General features: G+C 70.8%; 14 protein-coding genes. 8 read left to right on the plus strand and 6 right to left on the minus strand.

Going from position 1 to position 15,474, the window contains the following annotated elements; translation table 11 throughout:
* The first annotated feature begins 131 nt into the window (after positions 1-131).
* From WFJ17_RS11515 to WFJ17_RS11535, 5 genes are read left to right on the plus strand one after another with little or no spacing between them, the layout of a single operon-like run.
* On the plus strand, positions 132-1,349 hold the full coding sequence (locus WFJ17_RS11515; RefSeq protein WP_336648486.1) for an aminotransferase class V-fold PLP-dependent enzyme: 1,218 nt from the start codon (positions 132-134) through the stop codon (positions 1,347-1,349).
* 46 nt (positions 1,350-1,395) lie between these two features.
* Positions 1,396-2,712 carry an ABC transporter substrate-binding protein gene (locus tag WFJ17_RS11520; protein WP_251438715.1) on the plus strand — a complete coding sequence of 439 codons (1,317 nt, stop codon included), beginning with the start codon at positions 1,396-1,398 and terminating at the stop codon, positions 2,710-2,712.
* 4 nt (positions 2,713-2,716) lie between these two features.
* Positions 2,717-3,703, plus strand: a complete 987-nt coding sequence (locus WFJ17_RS11525; RefSeq protein ID WP_251438714.1) for a carbohydrate ABC transporter permease — start codon at positions 2,717-2,719, stop codon at positions 3,701-3,703.
* Positions 3,704-3,711: 8 nt separating this feature from the next.
* Positions 3,712-4,593 (plus strand): carbohydrate ABC transporter permease, encoded by an 882-nt coding sequence (locus WFJ17_RS11530; protein WP_336647309.1) that lies wholly within the window; start codon positions 3,712-3,714, stop codon positions 4,591-4,593.
* Between the two features lie 56 nt (positions 4,594-4,649).
* Positions 4,650-5,048, plus strand: a complete 399-nt coding sequence (locus tag WFJ17_RS11535; RefSeq protein ID WP_251438712.1) for a VOC family protein — start codon at positions 4,650-4,652, stop codon at positions 5,046-5,048.
* Between the two features lie 132 nt (positions 5,049-5,180).
* On the opposite strand, the gene WFJ17_RS11540 is transcribed toward WFJ17_RS11535, so the two are convergent.
* From WFJ17_RS11540 to aceB, 4 genes are all read right to left on the minus strand, one after another.
* Positions 5,181-6,383: a pyridoxal phosphate-dependent aminotransferase gene (locus WFJ17_RS11540; protein ID WP_292885106.1), complete on the minus strand. Its 1,203-nt coding sequence runs from the start codon at positions 6,381-6,383 to the stop codon at positions 5,181-5,183.
* 102 nt (positions 6,384-6,485) lie between these two features.
* On the minus strand, positions 6,486-6,935 hold the full coding sequence (locus tag WFJ17_RS11545; RefSeq protein WP_336648487.1) for a hypothetical protein: 450 nt from the start codon (positions 6,933-6,935) through the stop codon (positions 6,486-6,488).
* A 55-nt stretch (positions 6,936-6,990) separates the two neighbouring features.
* Entirely contained in the window at positions 6,991-7,455 is a 465-nt protein-coding gene (rraA, locus tag WFJ17_RS11550) for a ribonuclease E activity regulator RraA (RefSeq protein ID WP_336648488.1), read from the minus strand.
* A 168-nt stretch (positions 7,456-7,623) separates the two neighbouring features.
* A complete protein-coding gene (aceB, locus tag WFJ17_RS11555; RefSeq protein ID WP_336648489.1) occupies positions 7,624-9,291 on the minus strand; it encodes a malate synthase A in 1,668 nt (555 codons plus the stop codon).
* 179 nt (positions 9,292-9,470) lie between these two features.
* Here aceB and WFJ17_RS11560 point away from each other — a divergent pair, with 179 nt between their 5' ends.
* Complete coding sequence (locus WFJ17_RS11560) at positions 9,471-10,907, plus strand: helix-turn-helix transcriptional regulator (protein ID WP_251438707.1); 1,437 nt, start codon at positions 9,471-9,473, stop codon at positions 10,905-10,907.
* Positions 10,908-10,986: 79 nt separating this feature from the next.
* On the opposite strand, the gene WFJ17_RS11565 is transcribed toward WFJ17_RS11560, so the two are convergent.
* Positions 10,987-11,712: a TetR-like C-terminal domain-containing protein gene (locus WFJ17_RS11565; protein WP_295033749.1), complete on the minus strand. Its 726-nt coding sequence runs from the start codon at positions 11,710-11,712 to the stop codon at positions 10,987-10,989.
* A gap of 23 nt (positions 11,713-11,735) precedes the next feature.
* Here WFJ17_RS11565 and WFJ17_RS11570 point away from each other — a divergent pair, with 23 nt between their 5' ends.
* A complete protein-coding gene (locus WFJ17_RS11570; protein ID WP_336648490.1) occupies positions 11,736-12,434 on the plus strand; it encodes an MBL fold metallo-hydrolase in 699 nt (232 codons plus the stop codon).
* 66 nt (positions 12,435-12,500) lie between these two features.
* On the opposite strand, the gene WFJ17_RS11575 is transcribed toward WFJ17_RS11570, so the two are convergent.
* The gene (locus WFJ17_RS11575) at positions 12,501-13,997 is read right to left on the minus strand and encodes a helix-turn-helix domain-containing protein (RefSeq protein WP_251438704.1); all 1,497 of its coding nucleotides are present in this window, start codon (positions 13,995-13,997) and stop codon (positions 12,501-12,503) included.
* A 112-nt stretch (positions 13,998-14,109) separates the two neighbouring features.
* On the opposite strand from WFJ17_RS11575, the gene gabT reads away from it, so the two are divergent.
* The gene (gene gabT / locus WFJ17_RS11580; protein ID WP_251438703.1) at positions 14,110-15,471 is read left to right on the plus strand and encodes a 4-aminobutyrate--2-oxoglutarate transaminase; all 1,362 of its coding nucleotides are present in this window, start codon (positions 14,110-14,112) and stop codon (positions 15,469-15,471) included.
* Positions 15,472-15,474: the final 3 nt, after the last annotated feature.

Below are 15,474 nucleotides of genomic sequence, written 5' to 3' on the forward strand. Positions count from 1 at the left end.
AGAATCAAGGATAGTTGTCTAACGACATGGGGGATTTTTAGCCGAGATTTGAAGATTCTCGCGAGTATGTGCAAAAGTTGTGCGACAATTTGACCCCGCAGCTTTCTTCGCCCCTCAAGGATGAGACCCGCATGCCCGACCTCCGTACGGACTCCCGCATCGCCCCTGTGCGCCTCGCCTCCTATGACCGCGCCCGCGACGCATGGCCGCTCGACCCCCGGGTCGTGCACCTCAACCACGGATCGTTCGGCGCGGTGCCGACCGAGGTCGTCGCCCAGCAGGACGCCTGGCGCCACGAGGCCGATCTCAACCCGGTCGGCTGGTTCCCCCGGCTCGGGGAGAAGGTCGCCGCCGCCCGGCAGGCCACTGCCCCCTTCGTCGGCGCGGATCCGGACGATCTCGTCTTCGTTCCCAATGCGTCGGCCGCGGCGACCGTCGTGTTCAACGCGCTTCGCCTGGAGCAGGGCGATGAGATCCTCGTGACCGACCACGGCTACGGCGCCGTGACGATGGGAGCCGCGCGGCTCGCGCGACGGTTCGGCGCCCGGGTGCGCACGGTCGGGATCGGCCTCCTGGACGACGCCGAGACCGTGCTCGCGCGGTTCGCCGAGGAGATCGGGCCCCGCACCCGGCTCATCGTCGTCGACCAGATCACCTCGCCGACCGGGCGCGGCCTGCCCACGGCGGAGATCACGGCGCTCGCGCACGAGCGCGGAGCGCGCGTGCTCGTGGACGGCGCGCACGCGCCGGGCCTGATCGCGGACGCGGCCGTCGCCGGAGGCGGCGACTGGTGGTTCGGCAACCTGCACAAGTGGTCGTGCGCGCCGCGCGGATCCGCGGTGCTCGTCACGCAGGCGGCGGACCGGGACGAGCTGTGGCCCCTCATCGACTCGTGGGCGGCGACCGACCCCTATCCCTCCCGCTTCGACACGCAGGGCACGATCGACGCGACGACCTACCTCGCCGCGCCTGCCGCGATCGACTTCGTCGAGCGCGAGTTCGGCTGGCAGCGCGCGCGCGAGGCGATGACCGAGCTCGCCGACGAAGGCGAGCGGATCATCGCCGAGTCGCTCCAGCACGGCGTCGACGACGCGGTGCGGGTCGAGCTGCCGATGCCGGCGCCCTCCCTGCGGCTGCTGCGGCTGCCGCGCGGGATCGGCCGCACGCGCGAGGAGGCCGACGACCTGCGCCTGCGCCTGTTCGACGAGGTCGGCGTGGAGACGGCGTTCACGAGCTTCGCCGGCATCGGCTACTTCCGCCTCTCCGTGCACCTGTACACCGAGGCATCCGACTTCGAGGCGTTCGTCGAGCGCTGCGTCCCGCGGATCCTCGCCCTCGCCCGGTCGTGACCCGACCGGGGACCTGCAACACCCACACGAACGAAAGGACGCCTCAATGGTAAAGCACACCCGACTGACCGCGATCGCGGGGCTGGGCATCGCGGCCCTGCTCTCGCTCACGGCCTGCTCCGGCGCAGGATCCGCCTCCGGCGGCGGATCGGCCGACGGCAAGGTCACCCTGCAGATGGTGGAGAGCCTGACCAACCCCGACCGCACCAAGCTGATCCGCAGCCTCCTCGACGACTTCCAGAAGGAGAACCCGGACATCACGGTCAAGCTCGTCTCCCCGCCGACGGAGCAGGCCGACACGACGATCCAGCAGATGCTGCAGTCCGGCAAGGGCATCGACGTGCTCGAGGTCCGCGATCTGACCGTCGGCCCGTTCGCCAACAACAAGTGGCTGTACGACATGACCGGCGACCTGAAGAACTGGGACGGGTGGTCGGCACTCACCGACAACGCGCGCAACGCCGCGAAGACCGACGGCAAGACCTGGTTCGTGCCCTACGGGTTCTACGGGCTGTCGCTGTTCTACCGCACCGACCTCGTCTCCCAGGCCGGCTTCGACACGCCCCCGCACTCCTGGGACGACCTGCTCGAGCAGGCCTCGAAGATCCAGGATCCGGGGAACAACGTGTACGGCTACGCGTTCCGCGGCGGGAAGAACGCCAACTCGAACGTGGTCGCCGCGATCAACTCGTACACGATCGACGATCTCGACCCGACCAACGCCTTCCTCCTCAAGAGCGGGAAGACCGTCTTCTCCTCGCCCGATGCGCAGAAGGCCGTGGACACCTACTTCGATCTGTTCAAGAAGGCGTCCCCGCCGTCCGCCGTGTCCTGGGGATACCCGGAGATGGTCGCCGGATTCACGAACGGCACGACCGGGTTCCTGCTGCAGGACCCCGAGGTCATCGCGACCGTCTCGGCGTCGAACCTCGGCAAGGACCAGTGGTCCACCGCGCCGCTGCTCGTCGGCCCGAGCGGCAAGGCGGCGCAGCCCTTCGCGACCGCGGGCTGGGGCATCGCCCAGGGCAGCAAGAACAAGGCGGCGGCCGTGAAGCTCGTCGAGTTCCTCTCCTCGGAGAAGCCCGCCACGACGTTCGCGCAGAAGAACAGCCTGGTTCCCATCGTCACCTCGGCCACGAAGGATCCGTTCTTCGCGACGGGCCCCTGGGCCTCCTACGTCACGATGACGAAGGATCCCGACACCTACGTCACGGTGCACCAGCCCCGCGGCGTGGCCTGGTGGAGCGAGTGGAGCCAGAAGGCCGATCAGGACGTGCAGAGCGTGCTGCTCGGGAACATGAGCACCAAGCAGCTGCTCGCCTCGTGGGACGAGTACTGGACCGCGAAGTACAAGAAGGGCTGATGTCGTGACCTCGACCTCTGCTTCGGGTGGTCCGGCGGGCTCCGCCGGCCGGACCACCCGGTCGCGGCCGGGCGCCGGTCCCGCGCCGCGGGGCGCCGCAGGCGCGCGCCGCCCCGCGTTCCGCTCCCGGCACGCCCTCACGATCCTCGCCTTCCTGGCTCCCGCGATCGTGTTCGTGTGCTGGTTCACCTACCTGCCCATGCTGCAGGGCGCCCGGATGGCGTTCCTCGACTACAACCTGTGGGACCTCACCTCGACGCCGTTCGTCGGCTTCGACAACTTCGCGAAGGTCCTCGCCGACCCGGTCTTCCCGACCGTCGCGGGCAACACCGTGCTGTGGGTCGTCGGATCCCTCGTCCCGCAGTTCGTGATCGGATTCCTCATCGCGCTGGCCCTGCGGCAGCGGTTCCGCTTCCGCGGCGTCTACCAGGCGCTCGTGTTCTTCCCCTGGGCCGTCTCCGGATTCCTCATCGGCATGCTGTTCCGCTGGATGTTCAACGCGGAGTTCGGCGTCGTCAACGACCTGCTCATGAAGGCGGGGCTGATCCACGCACCGCTTCCGTGGCTGGCCGACCCGCGCCTCGCGATGATCGCGGTGATCATCGCGAACGTCTGGTACGGCGTGACGTTCTTCGCGATCATGATCCTCGCGGCCCTCCAGTCGGTGCCGGACGAGGTGCTGGAGGCCGCGAGCCTCGACGGCGCAGGCAAGGCGCGTCAGCTGTTCTCGATCGTCATCCCGTACATCTCCACGACGCTGCTGCTCACGGTGCTGCTGCGCGTGATCTGGATCTTCAACTTCCCCGACATCATCTGGGCGATGACCGGCGGCGGGCCCGCCGGGCGCACGCACATCATCACCACCTGGATGATCACCTTCACCCAGCAGGGCAACTACGGCACGGCGAGCGCGATCGGACTGATCGTCATGGCGCTGCTGTTCGTGTTCTGCGGCTTCTACCTGTTCGCGATGCGGAAGGTCACCCGATGAGCGTCACGATGACCATCACCGCGCCGGGCACGGGGGTCTCGCGTCCCGCGCGCGCGTCGCGCCGGCGGATCACCGCGGGCGGAGTCGCCAAGGCCGTGGGGCTGGGGCTCTGGCTGCTGATCACGCTGTTCCCGCTGTACTGGATCGTCCTCACGTCGTTCAAGTCTCCGCAGACCGTGAACAAGTTCCCGATCGAGTACTGGCCGTCGCAGCCCTCCGTGCAGAACTACGCGAAGCTGTTCTCGGACGCGAACTTCGGCGTCTTCCTGGGCAACTCCGCGCTGGTCTCGCTCGTCGCGGGGGCGACCTCCACCCTCATCGCCCTGCTCAGCTCGTACGTGATCGCGCGCTTCGAGTTCCGCGGCAAGGGCACGGTGCTCATCGTGTTCCTGCTCACGCAGATGATCCCGGCGTTCATCGCCCTCGGTCCGCTGTACACGATGATGACGGACCTGGGACTGGTGGACAGCAAGTTCGGCCTGATCCTCGTCTACGTCGCCGTCTGCATCCCGTTCTCCACGGTCATGCTGCGCGGCTTCTTCGAGAACGTGCCCGATGCGCTCGAGGAGTCGGCCATGATCGACGGCTGCTCGCGGCTGGGCGCGCTGTTCCGGATCCTTGTTCCCGTGATGACGCCCGGCATCATCGCCGCGTTCATCTTCAACTTCGTGAACTGCTGGAACGAGCTGTTCCTCTCCGTCGTGCTCATGCAGTCGGAGGAGAACCGCACGGTGCCCGCCGCGCTGAACAGCTTCATCTCGACGTTCAACGTGGACTGGGGATCCATGTCCGCGGCGGCCGTGCTCACGATCCTGCCGACGATGGTGCTCTTCGCCGTCGCGAGCCGCTGGATCGTCGCGGGCCTGACCGCCGGCTCCGTCAAGGAGTAGCGGCGGAGCCGGATCCTCGCTCGTGGCGGGGATCCGGCCCGCGTAGGATCGCGCACATGACCGGACTCGTTCCCTACCTGCTCTTCCCCGGCACCGCCGCCGATGCGCTGCCGTTCTATCAGACGATCTTCGGCGGCGAGGCGGTGCTGCACACCTACGCCGAGTTCGGGCGTGCCGACGGCCCGGGCGATGCGATCGCGCACGGCATGCTCCTCGGCGGCCCGGTCGAGCTCGCCGCGGCGGACGCCGCGCCGGACGAGGACGCCGTGCACATGAACGGGATGTACTTCTCCCTGCTCGGCACGGCCGACGCGGCCACCCTCACGCACTGGTTCGCGCAGCTGGGAGACGGCGGCCGGGTGATCGACCCGCTGCAGGAGCGTCCGTGGGGCGCCCACGACGGCACCCTGGTGGACCGCTTCGGTGTGCGCTGGCTCGTCGGCTACGAGGACTGACCGCGGCCCGTGCGCGTCGGGTGCCGGCCGGATACGTCGACGCCCCCTCCCGCTGCCGAGGCCCCCTCTGAGTTGCGGATCTCAGGAGGGGCGCGGACAGCCCGAGGGGGCGTCGACGTTTGAGCGCGGGCGTCAGGAGGCGAACAGGCGCTGCAGGCGCTGCACGCCCTCGAGCAGCTGGTCGTCGCCGAGCGCGTAGGACATCCGGATGTAGCCGGACGGGCCGAACGCCTCGCCCGGGACCACCGCGACCTCGGCCTGGTCGAGGATGAGGTCGGCGAGCTCGAGCGAGGTCGTCGGGGTCACCCCGCCCCAGGTGCGGCCGAGCAGGCCCTGCACGTCGGGGTAGACGTAGAACGCCCCGGTCGGGTTCGGCACCACGAGGCCGTCGATCTTCGACAGCTCGGAAACGATCAGGCGGCGGCGGCGGTCGAACGCCTCGCGCATCTGCTCGGCCTCGGTCTGCGGGCCGTTCAGGGCGGCGATCGCGGCGCGCTGCGCGACGTTGTTCACGTTGCTCGTGAGGTGCGACTGCAGGTTGCCGGCGATCTTGATCGCGTCGGCCGGGCCCACCATCCAGCCCACGCGCCATCCGGTCATCGCGTAGGTCTTGGCGACGCCGTTGACCAGGATGGTCTGACCGGCGACCTCGGGCACGGCCTCGACGACGGAGGTCGCCTTCACGCCCTCGTAGGTGAGGTTCTGGTAGATCTCGTCCGAGATGATCCAGATCCCGTGCTCGAGCGCCCAGGCCGCGATCGCCGCGGTCTCCTCGGGGGAGTACACGGATCCGGTCGGGTTCGACGGCGAGACGAACACGAGCACGGTCGTGCGGTCGGTGCGCGCGGCCTCGAGCTGGTCGACGGTGACCTTGTAGTCCTGGTCGGCACCGGCGAAGACCTCGACGGGGACGCCGTCCGCGAGGCGGATCGCCTCGGGGTAGGTGGTCCAGTACGGCGCGGGCAGGAGCACCTCGTCGCCCGGGTTCACCACGGCCTGGAACGCCTGGTAGACGGACTGCTTGCCGCCGTTGGTGACGATCACCTGCGAGGGCGAGACCTCGAGGCCGGAGTCGCGCAGCGTCTTCGCGGCGATCGCCTCGCGCAGCTCGGGCAGGCCGGCCGCGGGGGTGTAGCGGTAGTTGGCCGGGTTCGCCAGGGCTTCGGCGGCCGCGTCGACGATGAACTGCGGCGTGGCGAAGTCGGGCTCGCCCGCGGCGTACGAGACGACGGGCTTGCCCTCGGCCTTGAGGGCCTTGGCTTTGGCGTCCACCTTCAGCGTGGCGGACTCGGCGATGGCGGAGAGTTTGCGGGAGAGAGGCGCGCGTTCGGTCACGCTCCCAGCGTACTCGGGGGCCTCTGGCGGGAAATGGCCGTGACGTACAAGAACGGGGCCGATTTGTCCGCCATGGCGAACGATGGCGAGGGGGCGCCGCTGTCAGGTCAGGAACGACGGCGGAACCGCGCAGTAGTCCGCCAGTCGCCGGACGGGGGCATCCGGATCCGTCACGTCGACGAGAGCCGTGGCGGCGGTGTGCGGCACCTCACCGCCGTCGATCAGCCAGACCGAGAAGTGCCAGAGACCCCGGGTGCGCTCGGCGAGCAGCCCCGGGGTGCCGGACACGATCTGCACGGCGTCGGCGCCCGAGGAGCGGAAGGGTGTCACGACGTCGGCACGCAGTGCGTCCTCGCCGCGGCCGTCCTGCTCGGTGATGCGGGCGTCGACGCCTCGGGCGGCGAGCGCCTCGCGGAGGCTCTCGGCGGCCGCCGCGGAGCGCTCCGCGTCGGGGCTCGCGATCGCGACGAGACGCGCGCCCCGCGGGTAGTCGTGCAGGAACTCGTCGGCGACGCCCTCGAAGAGGACCTGCCGTGCGGAGGGGGCGCTCATGCCTCCAGCGTAGGCGCGTCGGCGGCGGGCGGACCCGGATCGGCGACGCGAGCGCTCAGCGCTCGACGAGCACGCCGTCCTGGTCGGCGTACAGCCGGGCGCCGGGACGGAACTCGACGTCGCCGAAGCGCAGCACGACGTCGACCTCGCCGGATCCGGTCTTCGCGCTCTTGCGCGGGTTGGTGCCGAGGGCCTTCACTCCCAGGGGGAGGCGGCCGATCGCGGCGCTGTCGCGGATCGCGCCGTGGATGAGGACGCCGGCCCAGCCGTGCGCGACGGCGCTCTCCGCGATCATGTCGCCCATGAGCGCGGTGCCGAGCGAGCCGGATCCGTCGATCACGAGCACCGCGCCGTCGCCGTCGGTGGCCAGCAGCTCCTTCACGAGCTGGTTGTCCTGGAAGCAGCGCACGGTGCGGAGGGGGCCCTCGAACGCGACGCGGCCGCCGAAGTCGCGCAGCTGCAGGGCGAGGGACTGCAGGGCCTCGCCCTGCTCGTCGTAGAGGTCTGCGGTGGAGGTCATCTGTTCTTCCTGCCTGTGCTCTCGCACCTGCCTGTGCTCTCGCACCTGCCGGTGCTCTTGCGCTCGTGGATGTGCCGAACTCCGTCGATCATGCCGTGCGTAACCGGTGGGAACGCCGCAGGCGCGGAATCGACGGAGTTCGGCACAGGGGGACCGGCGGATGCCGGGTCAGTCCTCCACGAGGTGCTTGGCGTAGGCGCCGAGGGTGAGGAACGCGGGGAACTCCGGACGCAGCGCCACCTCGCGGAAGACGTCAGCCGCGTCGTCGAAGCGGTCGCCCTCCGCGCGCGGGGTCTCGTCCAGCAGCGCCGAGATCAGACCCTCGACGTACTCCGCCGTGATGAGGGTGCCCTCCTGGGTCGTCTGCCCCTGGTGGATCCACTGCCACACCTGCGAACGGCTGATCTCGGCCGTCGCGGCGTCCTCCATGAGGTTGTCGATCGCCACCGCTCCGATGCCGCGCAGCCACGCCTCGAGGTACCGGATCGCCACGGAGACGTTGTCGCGCACGCCGTCGGCGGTGATCGGGCGGCCGATGTGCACGTCGAGCAGGTCCTCGGCGCGCACCTGCACGTCGTCGCGCTGCCGGTCCAGCTGGTTGGGGCGCTCTCCCAGCACGGCGTCGAACTCGGCCTGCGCCGTGGGGATCAGGTCCGGGTGGGCGACCCAGGTCCCGTCGAAGCCGTCGCCGGCCTCGCGCTTCTTGTCGGCGGCGACCTTCTCGACGGCCCGGGCGGTCACCTCGGGGTCGCGCCGGTTCGGGATGAAGGCGCTCATGCCGCCGATCGCGAAGGCGCCGCGCTTGTGGCAGGTCTTCACGAGCAGCTCGGTGTACGCCCGCATGAACGGGACGGTCATCGTGACCTCGCTGCGGTCGGGCAGCACGAAACGGGCGCCGCGGCCGCGGTAGTTCTTGATGATCGAGAAGATGTAGTCCCAGCGGCCGGCGTTCAGGCCCGCGCAGTGCTCGCGCAGCTCGAACAGGATCTCCTCCATCTCGAACGCCGCGGGCAGCGTCTCGATGAGCACCGTCGCGCGGATCGTGCCGCGGGGGATCCCGAAGTAGTCCTCGCTGAAGGTGAACACGTCGTTCCAGAGCTTCGCCTCCTCGCTCGACTCGATCTTGGCGAGGTAGAAGTACGGTCCGCGGCCGGCGTCGATGAGCGTCTGGGCGTTGTGGAAGAAGTGGAGGCCGAAGTCGACCAGGGAGCCCGAGGCGTCCATCCGGCGGCCGGTCCGGTCGGTGAACTCCAGGTGCTTCTCCACGAGGTGCCAGCCGCGCGGGCGCATCACGATGGTCGGCGTCTGCTCGGCGGTGACGCGGTACTCCCTGCCGTCCTCGTTCGTGTATGTCAGGCGTCCGCGGATCGCGTCGCGCAGCGACAGCTGCCCGCCGATCACGTTGCGCCAGGTGGGGCTCGTCGCGTCCTCCTGGTCGGCCAGCCACACCTTCGCGCCCGAGTTCAGCGCGTTGATCGTCATCTTGGGGTCGGTCGGGCCGGTGATCTCGACGCGGCGGTCCTCGAGCCCGGGGCCCGCGCCCGCCACGCGCCAGTCGGCGTCCTCGCGGATGTGCCGGGTGTCGTCGCGGAACCGCGGGTCGTGGCCGTTGCCGATCTCGAAGCGGCGACGCATGCGGTCGGCGAGGCGGTCGTGCCTGCGGCCGCCGAAGCGGTGGTGCAGCTCGGTGACGAAGGCGAGTGCGGCGGGGGTGAGGATCTCGCCGAAGCGCTCGTGCAGCGGCCCGGTGATGCGGATCGAGGGGCCCTCGGCGTTCGCGACGACGGTGCCGATGGTCCGGATCGGGGCGGTCGGTGACGCAGCGGGAATGGTCATGATCTGTCTCCTCCGTGAGTGGGATCCGGTCCGGCATCGGTGCCGGGGTGGCTTGTGACCACTCTGCGTGAAGATCCGGAACGGGAATGACCGAAATCGGGGAGAAGTTTGTCGAGAATTCTGCTTTCGTGACAGAATCGGGCCCTGACGACCCGGAACGAGACCCCGAGGAGCCCCGCATGAGTGAAGAGGTCGACGCCCTCACGATCGGACGCCGCATCCGGCAGTTCCGCACGGCCGCGGGCCTCACCCTGGAGCAGCTCGCGACGGCCATCGACCGGGCGCCGAGCCAGGTCTCCATGATCGAGACCGGCAAGCGCGAGCCCAAGCTCACCCAGTTGCAGGCGATCGCGCGGGCGCTGGACACGACGATCGACCAGATCCTCGCCGAAGGGCCGCTCGACGAGCGCAGCGGCATGGAGGTCGCCGTCGAGCGCGCGATGAAGGGGCAGACCTTCCAGGCGCTCGGGATCGCCCCGTTCCGGATCGCCAAGACCGTTCCCGACGAGGCGCTCAAGGCGCTGCTCGCGCTGCACGGGGAGATCGAGCGGCTGCGCGACGAGCGTGCCGCGACCCCGGAGGAGGCGCGCCGGGCCAACCTCGAGCTGCGCCACCTCATGCGCAGCCAGGACAACCACTTCGCCGACCTGGAGCGGAAGGCGGCCGAGATCCTCGCCGCGGTGCGGCACCCCGGCGGCCCGCTCACCCAGCGCACCGCGAGCGACATCGCCGCACACCTCGGGTTCACCCTGCACTATGCGCCCGACCTGCCGCAGTCGACCCGCAGCGTGGCCGACCTCGCTCACGGGCGGCTGTACCTGTCCAGTCGTGTCCCGGGCAAGGGCGATGCGCGCACGGCGGTGCTGCAGGCGCTGTCGAGCCGGATCCTCGGCCATTCCGAGCCCCGCAGCTATGCCGAGTTCCTGCGTCAGCGGGTGGAGACCAACTACCTCACCGGCGCCCTGCTCATGCCCGAGGAGCACCTGGTCCCGGTGCTGAAGGATGCGAAGGAGCGCCGGGCGATCTCCATCGAGGACCTCCGCGACGCCTATTCCGTGTCGTACGAGACCGCGGCGCACCGGTTCACGAACCTCGCCACCCGGCACCTCGACATCCCCGTGCACTTCCTCAAGGTGCACGAGTCCGGCACGATCACGAAGGCGTACGAGAACGACGACGTGAACTTCCCGACCGATCGGCTCGGATCCATCGAGGGGCAGATGTGCTGCCGCAAGTGGACGAGCCGGGTCGTGTTCGAGGAGGAGGACCGCTTCAACCCGTACTACCAGTACACCGACACCGGCAACGGCACGTACTGGTGCACGGCGCGCGTGGAGCCGTCGAGCGAGGGCCTGCACTCGGTGAGCGTCGGCGTGCGCTTCGACGACACGAAGTGGTTCATCGGGCGGGACACGCCCAACCGCGGTGTCTCGAAGCACTCCGTCGAGGTGTGCTGCCGGCGGGCTCCCGCCGACCTCGAGGCACGGTGGCGCGAGCAGTCCTGGCCGAACGTGCGCACCCCGCGGACGCTGCTGGCCACCCTGCCGACCGGGGCGTTCCCCGGCGTCGACACGACCGATGTGTACGAGTTCCTCGAGGCGCACGCGCCCGCCTGAGCGGCCCCGGCGGGGCTTCGTCGGTCGGTTCCGCTCGACGCCGTGTGCGTAATTCAGGCTGGATGGTCTTAGGCGCGGATCAGAGTCGCGTGTTTCCGCGCCGGCCTGCGGCCTCGGCCTGAAGACGGCCTGAATCGTGCACGGTCTCCCGACGCGGCGTCTCCGGCGCGGCGCGGAGGTCCGTCAGCGCCGCCACGAGGGTCGCGAGGCCGAACTCGAACGCCTCGTCCACGTCGCCGCCGAGCCGGAAGGCCCCGGCCTGCTCCATGGTGCAGAAGCCGTGCGCCCAGGCGGTCAAGGTCCGTGCGGCGGGGAGCGGATCGCCCGGAGTCGAGGCGCGCACGGCGTCGAGGAGCGTCGCGGTCAGCGCGCTCATCGACTCGGACGCCGGCTCAGCGCTGAGCGCCGCCCCGGAGAACAGCAGGGATGCGGCACGGGGGGAGCGCGCGCTGAACGCCCGGAACGCGTGGCCGATCGCGGTGAGGGCGGTGGCGGGGTCTGCGGCGGATCCGGCGAGGGCGGCGATGTCGTCGCCGAGCTCGCGGGCCGCGTCGTCGGCGATGAGCCGGAGCAGGTCGTGCCGGTGCGTCACGTGCTTGTACAGGCTGGGCGCGCGCACGCCGACGGCCGCGGCCACGGCGCTGATGGTGACGGCGTCGATCCCGTCGCGCTCGGCGATCGTGCGGGCGGCGGCGGTGAGGGCGGCGCGGGTGACGCGCTGGGGTGCCGGCATCGGTTCCTCCTCTGCGGTGCGCTTCGGCTCGGTGCGGATGACCTTCATCATAAGGCTATTGACAGTAGCCATGATAGCTATATAACGTAGCCATCATGAACGCAGAACTCCTCCGGATCGGCGACGACATCGTCGCCATGCACGCCGTCGTCACCGACGAGGGCGTCACGCTCATCGACGCGGGACTCCCGGGCGATCGCCGGATCCTGCAGCAGGCGCTCGCGGCCGCGGGGCGCAGCGTCTCCGACATCCGCGGCGTCGTGCTGACCCACGGCGACAGCGACCACATCGGCGTCGCGGAATGGCTGCGCACCGAGCACGGAGTGCCGACCTTCGTGCACGAGGCCGATGCGGGGCGGGCCCAGGGGGAGAAGACGGCGTCGGCCTCGGGCGGGAAGATGCGCCTGGGCCCGACCGTGCAGTTCCTCGCCGCCGCGCTGCGCCGCGGCGGCCTGCGGCCGAAGCACCTCGGCGCGGTGCGCACCGTGCAGGACGGGGAGGTGCTGGACCTGCCCGGATCCCCGGAGATCATCGCCCTGCCGGGGCACTCGGCCGGATCCGTCGCGATCCGCGTGCCCGCGGTGGACGCGATCTTCGTGGGCGATGCGATCACGACGAGGCACGTGCTCAACGGCTCCTCGGACGTGCAGGTCGGTCCGTTCAGCGACGACCCGGCGCAGACCCCGGTCAGCCTGGAGCGTCTGCGCGCTCTGCCCGAACGGTCGATCGTCGTCGGGCACGGCCCGATCTTCTCCGGCACGGCTGCGGAGATGCTGGCGGCGCTGGCGAGGTGACGACCCGCGTGGGCGCCACCTCACCCGCGAACGCCCCGCCTCAGCGGGGCGAGCGCACCACCTGCGTCACTGGTCGCCCGCGGTGCGCAGGGCCGCCCAGAGCTCGGCCCGTGCGGGGAACGACGTGAGGTCGGCGTCGAGGATCATCGCGGCCTGGCCGATCCGGGTGCGCAGCGTGTGCCGATGCACGCCGAGCGCGGCGGCGGCGGGCTCCAGGCGGGTGTCGTGCTCCAGCCACACCCGCAGCGACCGCTCGAGCTCGGCTCCCTCCTGGGCGTCGTGCTGCCGCAGCGGCGCCAGCAGCGACTCCGCGATGAGCCGCGCCTCGTCGGTGGCGAAGGCCGCCAGCACGCTGGTCTCCGCGGTGTCCGCGTAGCGGGCGACGCCGGCGTCGCCCGAGCGCCGCAGGGCCGTGAGCGCCTGGGCGTGCGCTCGGGAGAAGCCGGTGTACTCCTCCGGGGCCGAGGCGCCGATGCGCACGCCGGTGCGCGCCGCGACCTCGTCCAGCAGCCCGGCGTCGCCGACCGCGAGGCACATCACCAGCCCCTCCTCGGACTCGGCGAGGAACGCCGCGGGGGCGTCGGCGGGCTGGCGCTCCCACCACTCCACGACCGCGCTCTGGCGCTGACCGGCGGCGACGGCCACCACGATGGGGGCGGGCGGGAGCGCGCCCAGGACCCGGCGCGCGAGCGTGGGGTCGTCGGCGAGCAGAGAGGCGAGCAGCTGCCGGTGCAGCCGACGCCGGCTGCGCTCGAGCTGCTGGCTCTGCTCGAGCGAGAGCCCGGCCATCGCGATGACGGAGGTCACGACTCCGCGGGTCTCGGGATCCAGGGTGCCGCTCGCGATCGCGACGACCCCGCGCAGGTGCCCGGCCCGTCCCACCGTCAGCAGCGTGTGGGCGGCCTCGCCGGCCTGGACGACGCGGTTCGCGGATCCCCCGCGGACCAGCAGATCGGCTGCGGCCTCGTCGAGCGCGGGGGAGGATCCGTCGGCGGGATGCTCGTGCACGAGCTGCCCGGCGGCGTCGTACATGCCGACCCAGCATCCGAGCCGGCGGGAGAGCTCGGTGAGCGTCGATTCCAGCCCGTGCGGGCGGAGGGCGGCGACCGACAGCGCTCGCTGCGTCTCCAGCGCCCAGGTGCGTCGTGCGTAGGCCTGCGCCGCGATCGCCTCGGCATGGGCGCGCGCGACGGCGATGAACGGGGTGCCGTAGGGAACCTCGAGCAGCGGCAGGCCCCACGCGGCGCAGGCGGCGGCGAGGCCGGCCGGGATCCCGCTGCGGTGCACCTCGGTGCCGAATCCGAGCGCCACCACGCCGCGATCCACCAGGCGGTGCACGTACGCGCCCACGCCCGCCTCGTCGTCGTCGCCGAACTGCGTGCCGGTCGTCAGCAGGGCGATGTCCTCGGCGAGGAACGGCGTGGGATCGGTGAGGTCGGAGTTGTGCACCCAGCGCAGCGGCCGATCGAGGGATCCGGGCGGCAGCGCCGCCTCGTCGCCGACCAGGCGCAGGTGCAGGTCGCGCCTTCCGAGCAGGGTGCGCAGGGTCGGCTGCTGCTCCATCGTGTGCGCTCCTTCCGCGCCGATACCGTTGTGGCCGTTCCGGCGAAATCGTCATCCAGATTGTACGCTTCGGCGAATGCTGTGCGGCGGCGACCTCCGTAGTCTCGAGGCCATGAGCACCATCGACGCATCGGCAGAAACGCTTCCCCTCGGCGGTCCCTCCCTTCCGCAGGAGCGCCGCCTCGTCACCGAGCTCCCCGGCCCCCGGTCGGCAGAGATCCTCGCCCGCAAGGCATCGGCCGTCCCGGCCGGCGTCGGGCACACCGTGCCGGTCGCCGCGGTCGCCGCGGGCGGCGGCGTGGTCGTCGACGCCGACGGCAACTCCCTCATCGACCTCGGCTCCGGCATCGCCGTGACCACGGTCGGCAGCGCGCACCCGAAGGTCGCCGCCGCCATCGCGGCCCAGGCCGCCCAGTTCACGCACACCTGCTTCATGGTCTCGCCGTACGAGTCCTACATCGAGGTCGCCGAGGCCCTCAACCGGCTCACCCCCGGCGCCTTCGCGAAGAAGACCGCGCTGTTCAACTCGGGCGCCGAGGCCGTCGAGAACGCGATCAAGATCGCCCGCAAGCACACCGGCCGTCAGGCCGTCGTCGCCTTCGACCACGGCTACCACGGCCGCACCAACCTGACCATGGCGCTCACCGCCAAGGCCATGCCCTACAAGAGCGGCTTCGGCCCGTTCGCCCCCGAGGTGTACCGCGCACAGGCGTCGTACCCGTTCCGCGACGGCCTGTCCGGCAACGAGGCGGCGGCCCGCACGATCCTGCAGCTCGAGAAGCAGATCGGCGCCGACAACCTGGCCGCCGTCATCATCGAGCCGATCCAGGGCGAGGGCGGCTTCATCGTCCCCGCCGACGGCTACCTGCCCGCGATCCTGGAGTGGTGCCGCGCGAACGGCGTCGTCTTCATCGCCGACGAGGTGCAGACCGGCTTCGGCCGCACCGGGTCGATGTTCGCGAGCGAGATCTTCGGCATCGAGCCCGACCTGATCACCACCGCCAAGGGCATCGCCGGCGGCATGCCGCTGGCCGCGGTGACCGGCCGCGCCGAGATCATGGACGCCTCGCACTCCGGCGGCCTCGGCGGCACGTACGGCGGCAACCCGGTGGCCTGCGCCGCCGCGCTCGCCGCGATCGACGCCTACGAGACCGAGGGCCTGCTCGAGCGCGCCACCGAGATCGGCGCACTGCTCAAGAACCGCCTCGGCGCCCTCCAGGCCGCCGACCCGCGCGTGGGCGACATCCGCGGACACGGTGCGATGATCGCCGCCGAGTTCGTCGACCCGGCCACGGGCGCCCCGGACGCGGCCCTCACCGGCGCGGTCGCCAAGGCCGCGATCGCGCAGGGCGTCATCGTCCTCACCTGCGGCACGTTCGGCAACGTGATCCGCTTCCTCCCGCCGCTGACGATCGGCGACGCCCTCCTCAACGAGGGTCTGGACATCATCGCCGAGGCCCTCGCGGCCCACTGAGAC

The sequence above is a fragment of the Microbacterium sp. MMO-10 genome (assembly GCF_037148715.1).
Taxonomy (GTDB): domain Bacteria; phylum Actinomycetota; class Actinomycetes; order Actinomycetales; family Microbacteriaceae; genus Microbacterium.